Consider the following 12,653-nt stretch of genomic DNA (forward strand, 5'->3'; position numbering starts at 1 on the left):
CATTTCAGAATACGCGAAAGGACGAGCGCGATGAGCAAAACCCACTTCGGCTTTCAATCGGTCGACGAACAGGAAAAAGCGCAGAAGGTGGCGGGCGTATTCCACTCGGTCGCCTCCAACTACGACTTGATGAACGACCTGATGTCGGGCGGGTTGCACCGGGCGTGGAAGATGTTCACGATCGCCCAGGCCAACGTCCGGCCGGGCTTCAAGGTGCTGGATATCGCGGGCGGCACGGGCGATCTGTCGAAGGCGTTCGCCAGACAGGCGGGCGACACCGGCGAAGTCTGGCACACCGACATCAACGAATCGATGCTGCGCGTGGGCCGCGACCGCCTGCTGGACAAGGGCGTCATCACCCCGGCGCTGCTGTGCGACGCCGAGAAAATTCCCTTTCCGGACAATTACTTCGACGTAGTGACCGTGGCATTCGGCTTGCGCAACATGACGCACAAAGATGTCGCGTTGGCCGAGATGCGCCGGGTGTTGAAGCCGGCAGGCCGTCTGCTGGTGCTGGAGTTCTCGAAGGTGTGGGATCCGCTTAAAAAGGTCTACGACGTCTATTCGTTCAAGGTCTTGCCGTGGCTCGGCGACCGGTTTGCGAAGGACGCCGAGAGCTACCGCTACCTGGCGGAATCGATCCGGATGCATCCGGATCAGGAAACTTTAAAAACAATGATGGAACAAGCGGGCCTGGACGGCGTCAAATATTACAATTTGTCAGCTGGCGTGGTAGCTTTACATGTGGGGACCAAATACTAGGGTCCCTAACCCATCGATTTTTAAAGGAAAGTACGAAAATGTCCGATTCAGGTGTGTTATCTCCCCGTAAGGTTAAGCGGTCGTTGGTGAGAAGAATCGGACTGATCGCGATGGTCGGTCTGATCATGGCCGGCTCTCTCGCCTCGCTCGATGCGGAAGCCCGCCGCATGGGCGGCGGCCGTAGCATTGGCCGTCAGTCGAACACGGTTCAGCAACAGTCCGCTCCGTCGCAACCTTCCCAAAGCAATCAGGCCATGCAGCAGCGCGCGCAGCCGGCACCGGCGCCCGCGCCGACTCCCGCCGCAGCGCCTAACCGCTCGCGCTGGCTTGGGCCGATCGCCGGTCTTGCTGCCGGTCTTGGTATCGCCGCGCTGTTGTCGCACTTCGGTCTGGGCGGCGCGTTCGCCGGCGCGATGGCCAATATCATCGTGATCGCGGTCATCGCAATGATCGGCATCTGGCTGATCCGCCGCTTCATGGGCCGCAAGCGCGATACGTCGCAACCGGCGTACGCGGGCGGCGCACCGTCGTTGAATGCGGGCGGCACCGGCTACACGCAGGAGCCGCGTTACTCGGCTCCGCCCACGGGCTCGTATCTCGAACCGCAAGGCAACCCGCTAAGCACGCCGTCCATCAACGCTGCCCCGGCCGTGCCGGCCGGCTTCGATTCGGAAGCCTTCCTGCGCAACGCCAAGGTGTACTTCGTGCGCCTGCAAGCCGCGTGGGACGTCGGCAACACGGAAGACATCCGCGAATTCACCACGCCGGAAATGTTCGCGGAAGTGAAGGTCGATCTGAACTCGCGCGGTGCCGAATCCAATCAGACCGACGTGGTGCAACTGAACGCGGAGTTGCTGGGCGTTGAAGAACGTGCAACCGAATACTTCGCGAGCGTGCGCTTCTCCGGTTTGATCCGCGAATCGGCGGGTGCGGCGGCCGAGCCGTTCGTCGAGGTCTGGAACCTGACGAAGGCGAACCGCCCTGGCGAAGGCTGGTTGCTGGCCGGCATTCAGCAGGTGGCACAGCACTGAGCCAGCGCTGCTTGACCTGACCCTGCACAAAGCATTGGCCGTTCGGCATAGCAAGCCGCGAAGCGAACGGACGTTACAATAGGAACCCGCGCGGGCACCTCGCCTGCGCGGGTTTTTTCTTGCCACTTTCAATGACCCTCGCCGCCAAGCCCTTCGCTGCTGCTGTCAATCATCTGCTCGCCCGCGAATCGTGGGCTCGAGAGCGCCTCGCTCCTTACGCGGGCAAGACCGCCAGACTGTCCTGTCCGCCAGTCGTGCTGATGCTGCTGGTGCAACCCGACGGCTACCTCGGCGCGGTCGACGAAACCGACGCGCAACAATTCGATGTGACCATCTCAGTGCCGTCCGATGCATTGCCGGCCTTCATGCAGGGCGGTCAGGCCGCCGTGATGAAACACGTGAAGATCGAAGGCGACGCCGAGTTTGCGACGGTGATCGCCAAGCTCGCCGAGCATCTGCGCTGGGAACCAGAAGAAGATCTGGCGAAGCTGATCGGCGATGGTCCGGCATGGCGAGTCGCGTCGGTCGTGCGCACGGTCGGCGAACATGCGCGGCGTACGGGGCGCAATCTGCTCGATACCGCCGCTGAATATCTGCTCGACGAAAACCCGCAACTGGTGCGCCGCGCCGCGCTGGAAGACTTCAACGTCGAACTGGCCCGCGCCCGTGACGCTTTGGCGCGCGTGGAAAAGCGCATCGAGCGTGTTGAACAGAAGGTCGAAGCCCGCGGCGCAGATGCGCCGGGCGGCGCCGCCACGTCGCGCGGCACGCGCTAGTCATCGGGCACAACTATGCGTTTTCTGCGCTTTCTCAAGATTTTTTTTACGGTCATCCGCTTCGGTCTCGATGAGATGATGCTCAGCCGCGTCAATGACCGGCGTGTGCGTCTGCTGCTACGTATCACTACCATCGGCCGCAAGTTCGACGCGCCTCCGGGTGTGCGTTTGCGGCTCGCGCTCGAAAGCCTCGGGCCGATCTTCGTCAAGTTCGGCCAGGTGCTGTCAACGCGGCGCGATCTGCTGCCGGTGGATATCGCCAATGAACTGGCCAAGCTGCAGGATCAGGTGCCGCCGTTCGATTCGGCGGTGGCGATCGGACTGGTCGAGAAATCGCTCGGCGCACCGGTCGACGTGCTGTTTGACGATTTCGAGCGGGTGCCGGTGGCGAGCGCTTCGATCGCGCAGGTTCACTTTGCGAAGGTGAAAGCCGGGCAGCACGCGGGCAAGGCGGTCGCCGTGAAGGTGCTGCGGCCGAACATGTTGCCGGTGATCGACTCCGACCTGGCCTTGCTGCGCGACATCGCCGTCTGGGCTGAGCGGCTGTGGGCCGACGGCAAGCGCCTCAAGCCGCGTGAGGTGGTCGCCGAATTCGACAAATACCTGCACGACGAACTCGATCTGATGCGCGAAGCGGCGAACGGCAGCCAGCTGCGCCGTAACTTCGCCGGGCTCGATCTGCTGCTGGTGCCGGAGATGTACTGGGAGTTCTGCACGCCCACCGTGCTGGTGATGGAGCGCATGGTCGGCGTGCCGATCAGCCAGGTGGAGACGCTGCGCGCGGCCGGTGTCGATATTCCGAAGCTGGCGCGCGAAGGCGTCGAGATTTTCTTCACCCAGGTGTTCCGCGATGGCTTTTTCCACGCCGACATGCACCCGGGCAACATTCAGGTGAGCCTCGATCCGGCGCACTTCGGCCGCTATATCGCGCTCGATTTCGGCATCATCGGCGCGCTGTCGGACTTCGATAAGAACTACCTCGCGCAGAACTTCCTCGCTTTCTTCAAGCGTGACTACCATCGTGTCGCCACGCTGCATCTGGAGTCGGGTTGGGTGCCGCCTACCACTCGGGTCGAGGAGCTGGAAAGCGCGATCCGCGCGGTTTGCGAGCCCTATTTCGACCGCGCGTTGAAGGATATTTCGCTCGGGCAGGTGCTGATGCGCCTGTTCTCGACGTCGCGCCGCTTCAACGTGGAAATCCAGCCACAACTGGTGCTGCTGCAAAAAACCATGCTGAACGTGGAAGGGCTCGGCCGTTCGCTCGATCCCGAGCTGGACTTGTGGAAGACCGCCAAGCCCTATCTCGAACGCTGGATGAACGAGCAGATCGGTCTGCGCGGCTGGTACGAGCGGCTGAAGATCGAAGCGCCGCAGTGGAGCAAGACGCTGCCGCAGTTGCCGCGCCTGATCCATCACGTGCTGGCTCAACGTCACGACCAGACGCGCGGCGCGAACGACGACATGATTCGCCAGATCCTGCTCGAGCAGAAGCGGACCAACCGGCTGCTGCAAGGGCTGCTGCTGTTCGGCGTGGCGGTCGGTGTCGGCGCGGTGCTGGCGCGGGCGTTTCTGGCGTTCGCCTACGGCGGGTGATCCCGACCCGATCCTGATTCCTGCGAGGTATCTCATGAGCGACCCGAACCTGCCTTCCGCGCCCGACTTTGCGACCCGCGATCCCAATTCGCCCGAGTTCTGGGACGAACGCTTCGAACGCCATTTCACGCCGTGGGATCAGGCGGGCGTGCCGTCCGCGTTCCAGTCGTTCGCCGGGCGGCATCGCGACGCTGCGGTGCTGATTCCGGGTTGTGGCAGTGCCTACGAGGCGCTATGGCTAGCGCAGCAGGGTCATTCGGTCCGTGCGATCGATTTCTCGCCGGCCGCAGTGGAGGCAGCGCACAAGCAGTTGGGTGCGCAGCACGCGCAACTGGTCGAGCAGGCCGACTTCTTCGCTTACGAACCGCCCTTCACACCGGACTGGATCTACGAGCGCGCGTTCCTTTGCGCGCTGCCGTTGGCGCGCCGTGCAGGCTACGCGCAACGAATGGCCGCGCTGCTGCCGGAGGGCGCACTGCTGGCGGGTTTCTTTTTCATCGGCGCGACGCCGAAAGGGCCGCCGTTCGGCATCGAGCGCACCGAACTCGACGCGTTGCTCTCACCGTTCTTCGACCTCATCGAAGATGAAGCCGTGAACGACTCGATTGCCGTCTTCGCCGGTCACGAGCGTTGGATGAGCTGGCGCCGTCGTGGCTGAGCGGGCCGCCACCTTTGACGATGGCGCGGGCCGCACTTGATTCGACGCGGGCCGCCACCATTTACGTGGACGGCGGCTGCGCCTGGCGTTTGTCCCGGAAATTCGCGGGTGACTAGCCATATGCGGCTATAATTCAAGGCTTTGCAAGCGTTTACAAGATTTCAGTAGGGAAAAGTTCATGCCGATCTACGCTTATCGTTGCGAGTCATGCGGCTTCGGGAAGGACGTGCTTCAGAAGATGAGCGACCCCCAGTTGACGCAGTGTCCCGAGTGCGGGAAAGACACCTTTCGCAAGCAGGTGACAGCCGCCGGTTTCCAGTTGAAGGGCTCCGGCTGGTATGTGACCGATTTCCGCGGCGGTAATGGCGGCGCAAGCGCGCCGGCCAAGCCCGACGCGAACGGCGGCTCGAATGCGAATTCGGGCGAAAACGCTGCAGCCGGTAATAACGGCGCGGCGAATTCCGACACGGCTTCGGCCAACGGCACGGCCGCCGCCGCAACACCTGCCACGCCTGCTGCCGCACCCGCCGCTTCGGCGAATTCGAGCGGTTCCGGCAGCGCCTAGTAGCACGGCCGCCCTTATGGGCGGCGCACACGCCGCGCGTCGGGTACCGGCTCGCGCGGCTTTCTGGCGGTACACATGACGACGAAAAAAACGACGCTCAAATCGGTGTTCCTGACTGGCCTGCTGGTGCTGGTGCCTCTGGCTATCACACTGTGGGTGCTCGGCCTGATCATCGGCACGATGGACCAGACGCTGTTGCTGCTGCCGACCTCATGGCAGCCGGAGCGCGCGCTCGGCTTCCGTTTGCCGGGCCTCGGCGCGGTGCTGACGCTGGCGTTCATCTTTGTCGTCGGGCTGTTGACGCAGAACTTCATCGGGCAGAAGCTCGTGAAGTGGTGGGAAGTCGTGGTTGCTCACATTCCGGTGGTCGGCCCGATCTACACCAGCGTCAAGCAGGTGTCGGACACCTTGTTGTCGAGCAGCGGCAATGCGTTTCGCAAGGCGCTCCTGATCGAGTACCCGCGCCGCGGTTCCTATACGATTGCGTTTCTGACCGGCATTCCGGGCGGCGACGTGGTCAATCACCTGAAAGAAGATTACGTCAGCGTGTATGTGCCGACTACGCCGAACCCAACGTCCGGCTTCTTCCTGATGGTGCCCAAGAGCGAAGTGATCGAACTCGACATGACGGTCGACGCCGCGCTCAAGTACATCGTCTCGATGGGCGTTGTGGCGCCGTCCGCGCCGCCGGCGCCGGTGCGCCGCACGACAGTCGAGCCTCCGCTGTAATGCCGGTGCGCAGCGTTTATCGCCGCGCGCCGTCCAACCAATGCATAACGAAAGACAAACATCATGTCGATGAGATCTGAATACTGCGGTCTGGTGACCGAAGAACTGCTGGGCCAACCCGTCTCGCTGTGCGGTTGGGTAAGCCGCCGTCGTGACCATGGCGGCGTTATCTTCATCGACCTGCGCGACCGCGAAGGCCTCGTTCAGGTGGTCTGCGATCCGGATCGCGCGGAAATGTTCAAGACTGCCGAAGGCGTCCGCAACGAGTTCTGCCTGCAGATCAAGGGCGTGGTTCGCGCCCGTCCGGAAGGCACCACGAACGCCTCGCTCAAGAGCGGCAAGATCGAAGTGCTGTGCCACGAGCTGATCGTGCTGAACCCGTCGATCACGCCGCCGTTCCAGCTCGACGACGACAACCTGTCGGAAACCACGCGCCTCACGCACCGTGTGCTCGACCTGCGCCGTCCGCAGATGCAGCACAACCTGCGTTTGCGTTACCGCGTCGCGATCGAAGTGCGCAAGTATCTGGACTCGCTGGGCTTCATCGACATCGAAACGCCGATGCTCACCAAGAGCACGCCGGAAGGCGCGCGCGACTACCTCGTGCCGTCGCGTACCAACCCGGGCCAGTTCTTCGCGCTGCCGCAATCGCCGCAACTGTTCAAGCAGCTGCTGATGGTCGCCAACTTCGATCGCTACTACCAGATCGTTAAGTGCTTCCGCGACGAAGACCTGCGCGCTGACCGTCAGCCGGAATTCACGCAGATCGACTGCGAAACCTCGTTCCTGTCGGAACAGGAAATCCGCGATCTGTTCGAAGCGATGATCCGTCACGTGTTCAAGGAAACGATCGGCGTCGAACTGGCCGAGAAATTCCCGGTCATGGAGTATTCGGAAGCCATGCGCCGTTTCGGTTCGGACAAGCCGGACCTGCGCGTGAAGCTCGAATTCACGGACCTGACGGACGCGGTTAAAGACGTCGACTTCAAGGTGTTCAGCACGCCGGCCAACACGAAGGACGGCCGCGTTGCGGCGATCCGCGTGCCGAAGGGCGGCGAACTCTCGCGTGGCGACATCGACAGCTACACGGAATTCGTGCGCATCTACGGCGCGAAGGGCCTGGCGTGGATCAAGGTCAACGAAGTGGCGAAGGGCCGTGACGGTCTGCAAAGCCCGATCGTCAAGAACCTGCACGACGAAGCGGTCAAGGCGATCATCGAGCGCACCGGCGCGCAAGACGGCGACATCATTTTCTTCGCGGCGGATCGCGCGAAGGTGGTGAACGACAGCCTGGGCGCGCTGCGTCTGAAGATCGGCCATTCGGAATTCGGCAAGGCAAACGGTCTGGTGGAATCCGGCTGGAAGCCGCTGTGGGTGATCGACTTCCCGATGTTCGAATACGACGAGGAGGACAACCGCTACGTCGCCGCGCATCACCCGTTCACGAGCCCGAAAGACGAGCACCTCGAGTATCTGGAAACGGATCCGGCGCGCTGCCTCGCCAAGGCCTACGATATGGTGCTGAACGGCTGGGAAATCGGCGGCGGTTCGGTGCGTATCCACCGTGAAGAGGTGCAGAGCAAGGTGTTCCGCGCGCTGAAGATCAACGCGGAAGAAGCACAAGCCAAGTTCGGCTTCCTGCTCGACGCGCTGCAATACGGCGCGCCGCCGCACGGCGGTATCGCGTTCGGTCTGGACCGCATCATCACGATGATGGCCGGCGCCGATTCGATTCGCGACGTCATCGCGTTCCCGAAGACGCAACGCGCGCAGTGTCTGCTCACGCAGGCGCCGAGCGAAGTGGACGAGCGCCAGTTGCGCGAGTTGCACATCCGTCTGCGTCAGCCGGAACCGAAGGTCTAAGCTGGATCAAACCCACGCTGTCTGAAAACGACAGCATGAGGTGACGAAAAAGCGAAACGAAAAAGGCGCGTGATGCGCCTTTTTCGTTTTTTGCGTTACAGTCGCAGCAACCGGTCTCGACTGCTTATTGGACCACTCGCCGACATGTACCGCGCAAGCGTTGCGCCCAGTCTTTACGCCATGCCGAAACCGCCGAAGATCCCGCAATCCGTACTCGTCGTCATTCATACGCCCGCGCTCGACGTGCTGTTGATCCGGCGCGCCGATCACGCGGATTTCTGGCAATCGGTGACCGGCTCGAAAGACCGGCTCGACGAACCGCCTGCCGAAACCGCGGCGCGCGAAGTGGCGGAAGAAACCGGCATCATGATCGGCAGTAGGCTGGTGCCGCAGAGCGCGCTATTCGATTGGCGGTACGAGATCGAATACGAAATTTACCCGCAGTTCCGGCATCGCTATGCCGAGGGCGTGATCCACAACACCGAGCACTGGTTCAGCCTGGAAGTGCCCGAGCAGCTCGAAGTGACGCTCGCGCCGCGCGAGCACACCGCGTTTCTGTGGCTACCCTATGAAGAGGCGGCCTCGCGCTGCTTTTCGTCGTCGAATGCCGACGCGATCCTGCAATTGCCGAAACGGCTCGCTGGGCGCCTGAATGGCCAGCCCGAGGAGCGTGCCCGGTGAGCGTCGGCGGCGCGCGCCGTTTCGCGCGACTCCGGCAATCGCTGCTCGGCCGCCGCTACTGGCAGCGCTACCGCTTCACTAGCGGCAACGAGGTCAAGCTGCTGCGTTCCGGCGACGAGTTCTTCGCCGCGCTGATCGAACGCATCGACGCGGCGCAAAGCGACGTGGTTCTCGAAACTTATATCTTCTGTGACGACAGCGCCGGTCAGGCTCTCAGCGCGGCGTTGTTGCGCGCAGCCTCGCGTGGCGTGAAAGTGCGCGTGATTACCGACGGCATCGGCACCGCACGCTTGCCGATGTTCAACGAATGGCCGCTCGCCGGCGTCGACCATCGTATCTACAACCCGCATCTGTTCGGCCGCTTCGGCTTCTCGCGCACGCACCGCAAGATCGCGGTGGTGGACGATCAGTTCGGCTACTGCGGCGGCATCAACATCGTCGACGATTACGAGAACAACGGCGAGAAGCTGCCGTACCGGCGCTGGGATTTCGCGGTGGAATTGCGCGGGCCGGTGGTCGCCGATATCCGCCAGGCGTTCGAGGTGCAATGGCAGCGGATCCGTCTCGGGCATCGGCCTCTGGAATCTCTCCAGCCCGATCTCGGGCCGAAGACCATGGCGTCGCTCGGCACGCTGCGCCGCCGGCGCCGCAATCGCAACGAGGCGCTCTGGGCCGGCGGGCTGCCCTGCGTGGCCTTTGTCGCACGTGACAACCTGATCAACCGCCGCGCCATCGAAAAGGCGTATCTGACCGCGATCGGCCAGGCGCACAGTGAAGTGCTGCTGGCAAACCCGTACTTCATGCCGGGCCGCAAGCTGCGGCGCGCGCTGGTGTTTGCGGCGCGGCGCGGCGTCGACGTGAAACTCATCATCGGGCGCAAGGAGTTCAAGGCGCTCGATTACGCCGTGCCGTTCCTGTATCGCGCGCTGCTCAAGGCCGGCGTGCAGATCGCCGAGTACGAGAAAACCATGCTGCACGGCAAGGTCGCGGTGGTGGATTCGAACTGGGGGACGGTCGGCTCGTCGAACCTCGACGCGTTGAGCCTGATGCTCAACAACGAAGCCAACGTGGTGCTGGTGAACGACCCGTCGATCGGCGCGCTGCGCGAAGCGATCATCGCCGCATTCAAGGAGTCGCGCCGGATCGACGAGGCGCGCTATGATGCCCGTCCGGCAGGCGAGCGCGTGCTCAACTGGCTTGCCTACACGACCTATCGGGCCGTGATGAAGCTATTAACGGTAGGTGGCTATGACTAGCTCATCAGCACCTCGCACATAACCGCAAGGGCGCAGCGTCAATGAAAGGGACAAAAAGAAGGCAAACGCCTCTAAAAAATCTCCTTCCTCTGATTGACGGATGCCGCAGAATTGAAACCGGGTTAGAAACCGGTTTCTAATAAAGTCCTTGTTTCGCGGACGGCAGCACTCAATAATAGTACGGCCGTTCGATTTTCTTTCGGTCACATTAGAACGGTAAAAAGCTATGCGAAAAGGCGAACAAACACGAGTCGCGATTCTCGAAGCAGCACTTGATCTGGCAAGCCGCGACGGACTGGAAGGTCTGACGATTGGATTGCTGGCCGAGCGCATGCAGATGAGCAAAAGCGGTGTGTTCGCGCATTTCGGGTCGCGCGAGGATTTGCAGGTCGAGGTCGTGCGCGAATACCACCGTCGTTTCGAAGACGAGGTGTTTTTCCCGAGTCTGCGTGAGCCTCGTGGATTGCCGCGCTTGCGCGCGATGATCTCCCGCTGGATTGAGAAACGCATTCAGGAAGTCACGACTGGGTGCATCTACATCAGCGGCGCGGTCGAGTACGACGATCGTGGAGACAACCCGGTGCGCGAGCAACTGGTGTCGAGCGTGACGATCTGGCGTGCGGCGCTCACCCGTGCAATTTCGCAGGCGATGGAAGAAGGGCATCTGCGCGCCGATACCGATCCGCAGCTGATGCTGTTCGAACTGTACAGCTTCACGCTCGGCCTGCATCACGACGCGCGCTTCCTGCACTTGCCGGATGCAGTGCGTCTTACGTGGGCCGCGCTGGAAAAATTGATTGTTTCGTATCAGAGCGAAAGCCGTTAGCAGGGCCGCCGAACTTCAAGCAGATTCAGCGGCGCTGAAAGATCCGATCCACGGACTCAGCTAACAGCCTGGCTCCTTGTCAAACTTGGGAGAGAGAGTCATGGGACAGTACGCCGCGCCGCTGCGCGACATGCAATTCGTGTTGCACGAGCTGCTTAACGTCGAAGCCGAGATCAAGCAGATGCCGAAGCACGCGGATCTCGATGCGGACACGATCAACGCCGTGCTCGAAGAGGCCGGCAAGTTCTGCTCCGAAGTGCTGTTTCCGCTCAATCACAGCGGCGACCAGGAAGGCTGCACGTACGTCGGCGACGGCGTCGTGACCACGCCGAAGGGCTTCAAGGAAGCCTACAAGCAGTATGTGGAAGCCGGTTGGCCGGCGCTCGGTTGCGATCCGGATTACGGCGGCCAGGGCCTGCCCGCGTTCGTGAACAACGCGCTGTATGAAATGCTGAACTCGGCGAACCAGGCGTGGACCATGTACCCGGGCCTGTCGCACGGCGCGTACGAATGTCTGCACGCACACGGCACGCCGGAGTTGCAGCAACGTTATCTGCCGAAGCTGGTTGCGGGCGTGTGGACCGGCACGATGTGTCTGACCGAGCCGCACTGCGGCACCGACCTCGGCATCCTGCGCACCAAAGCCGAACCGAACAGCGACGGCTCGTACGCGATCAGCGGCACGAAAATTTTCATCTCCAGCGGCGAACATGATCTCGCGGAGAACATCATTCACCTGGTGCTCGCGCGTCTGCCGGATGCGCCGAAGGGCACCAAGGGCATCTCGCTCTTCATCGTGCCGAAGTTCGTCCCGAACGAAGCCGGTGAACCGGGCGAGCGCAACGGCGTGAAGTGCGGCTCCATCGAACACAAGATGGGCATTCACGGCAACGCAACCGCCGTGATCAATCTCGACAACGCGAAGGGCTGGCTGGTCGGTGAGCCGAACAAGGGTTTGAACGCGATGTTCGTGATGATGAACGCCGCGCGTCTGGGCGTCGGCATGCAGAGTCTGGGCCTGACCGAAATCGGTTACCAGAACTCGCTCACGTACGCGAAAGAGCGTCTGCAAATGCGCTCGCTGACCGGCCCGAAGGCGCCGGAAAAAGCGGCTGATCCGATCATCGTCCACCCGGACGTGCGCCGCATGTTGCTCACGCAGAAGGCCTACGCCGAAGGCGCACGCGCATTCTCGTACTGGTCCGCGCTGCACATCGACAAGGAACTGTCGCACGCCGACGAATCGGTGCGTAAAGAAGCGGCGGATCTGGTCGCGCTGCTCACGCCGATCCTGAAGGCATTCCTCTCGGACAACGCGTTCGAGAGCACCAACCACGCCATGCAGATCTACGGCGGCCACGGCTTCATCGCCGAGTGGGGCATGGAGCAGTACGTGCGCGACGCGCGTATCAACATGATCTACGAAGGCACCAACGCGATTCAGGCGCTCGACCTGCTCGGGCGCAAGATTCTTGGCGACATGGGCGCGAAGATGAAGAAGTTCGGCAAGCTGGTGTCGGATTTCGTCGAAGCCGAAGGCGTGAAGCCGGAAATGCAGGAGTTCATCAACCCGCTCGCCGACATCGGCGACAAGGTGCAGAAGCTGACGATGGAAATCGGCATGAAGGCGATGCAGAACCCGGACGAAGTCGGCGCTGCCGCCGTGCCGTATCTGCGCACCGTCGGCCACCTGGTGTTCTCGTACTTCTGGGCGCGCATGGCACGCATCGCGCTGGACAACGAAGCATCGGGCGATCCGTTCTACAAGGCCAAGCTCGCGACCGCACGCTTCTACTTCGCCAAGCTGCTGCCGGAAACGGCCATGACGATCCGTCAGGCACGCGCTGGTTCGAAGTCGCTGATGGACGTCGAAGAGTCGCTGTTCTAAGGCACATTTCTTACGGCAAGCGCCA

Annotated in this window: 12 protein-coding genes; all 12 read left to right on the forward strand. The window is 62.2% G+C overall.

Annotated elements, in window-relative coordinates; all coding sequences use genetic code 11:
• Positions 1-30: 30 nt before the first annotated feature.
• Positions 31-762, forward strand: a complete 732-nt coding sequence (ubiE, locus tag R8871_RS20270; RefSeq protein ID WP_115781828.1) for a bifunctional demethylmenaquinone methyltransferase/2-methoxy-6-polyprenyl-1,4-benzoquinol methylase UbiE — start codon at positions 31-33, stop codon at positions 760-762.
• Between the two features lie 38 nt (positions 763-800).
• On the forward strand, positions 801-1,793 hold the full coding sequence (locus R8871_RS20275; protein ID WP_175052062.1) for a Tim44 domain-containing protein: 993 nt from the start codon (positions 801-803) through the stop codon (positions 1,791-1,793).
• Between the two features lie 131 nt (positions 1,794-1,924).
• Positions 1,925-2,569 (forward strand): ubiquinone biosynthesis accessory factor UbiJ, encoded by a 645-nt coding sequence (locus tag R8871_RS20280; RefSeq protein ID WP_175052063.1) that lies wholly within the window; start codon positions 1,925-1,927, stop codon positions 2,567-2,569.
• A gap of 15 nt (positions 2,570-2,584) precedes the next feature.
• The gene (gene ubiB, locus R8871_RS20285; RefSeq protein WP_175052064.1) at positions 2,585-4,162 is read left to right on the forward strand and encodes a ubiquinone biosynthesis regulatory protein kinase UbiB; all 1,578 of its coding nucleotides are present in this window, start codon (positions 2,585-2,587) and stop codon (positions 4,160-4,162) included.
• A 34-nt stretch (positions 4,163-4,196) separates the two neighbouring features.
• Positions 4,197-4,820: a methyltransferase gene (locus R8871_RS20290; RefSeq protein WP_175052065.1), complete on the forward strand. Its 624-nt coding sequence runs from the start codon at positions 4,197-4,199 to the stop codon at positions 4,818-4,820.
• A 178-nt stretch (positions 4,821-4,998) separates the two neighbouring features.
• Positions 4,999-5,385: an FmdB family zinc ribbon protein gene (locus R8871_RS20295; RefSeq protein WP_175052066.1), complete on the forward strand. Its 387-nt coding sequence runs from the start codon at positions 4,999-5,001 to the stop codon at positions 5,383-5,385.
• A 75-nt stretch (positions 5,386-5,460) separates the two neighbouring features.
• Positions 5,461-6,114 (forward strand): DUF502 domain-containing protein, encoded by a 654-nt coding sequence (locus tag R8871_RS20300; protein ID WP_054037685.1) that lies wholly within the window; start codon positions 5,461-5,463, stop codon positions 6,112-6,114.
• A 63-nt stretch (positions 6,115-6,177) separates the two neighbouring features.
• Positions 6,178-7,977, forward strand: a complete 1,800-nt coding sequence (aspS, locus tag R8871_RS20305; RefSeq protein ID WP_097391285.1) for an aspartate--tRNA ligase — start codon at positions 6,178-6,180, stop codon at positions 7,975-7,977.
• A 180-nt stretch (positions 7,978-8,157) separates the two neighbouring features.
• On the forward strand, positions 8,158-8,658 hold the full coding sequence (gene nudB, locus R8871_RS20310; protein WP_175052189.1) for a dihydroneopterin triphosphate diphosphatase: 501 nt from the start codon (positions 8,158-8,160) through the stop codon (positions 8,656-8,658).
• Positions 8,655-9,914, forward strand: coding sequence for a cardiolipin synthase ClsB (gene clsB, locus R8871_RS20315; protein ID WP_175052067.1), 1,260 nt, complete (start codon positions 8,655-8,657; stop codon positions 9,912-9,914). The genes nudB and clsB overlap by 4 nt, the downstream gene beginning before the upstream one ends.
• A 226-nt stretch (positions 9,915-10,140) precedes the next feature.
• Positions 10,141-10,740, forward strand: coding sequence for a TetR/AcrR family transcriptional regulator (locus R8871_RS20320; RefSeq protein ID WP_046566835.1), 600 nt, complete (start codon positions 10,141-10,143; stop codon positions 10,738-10,740).
• Between the two features lie 100 nt (positions 10,741-10,840).
• Entirely contained in the window at positions 10,841-12,628 is a 1,788-nt protein-coding gene (locus R8871_RS20325) for an acyl-CoA dehydrogenase C-terminal domain-containing protein (RefSeq protein ID WP_175052068.1), read from the forward strand.
• Positions 12,629-12,653 lie beyond the last annotated feature (25 nt).

The sequence above is a fragment of the Paraburkholderia sediminicola genome (assembly GCF_902859805.1).
Lineage (GTDB): Bacteria > Pseudomonadota > Gammaproteobacteria > Burkholderiales > Burkholderiaceae > Paraburkholderia > Paraburkholderia sediminicola.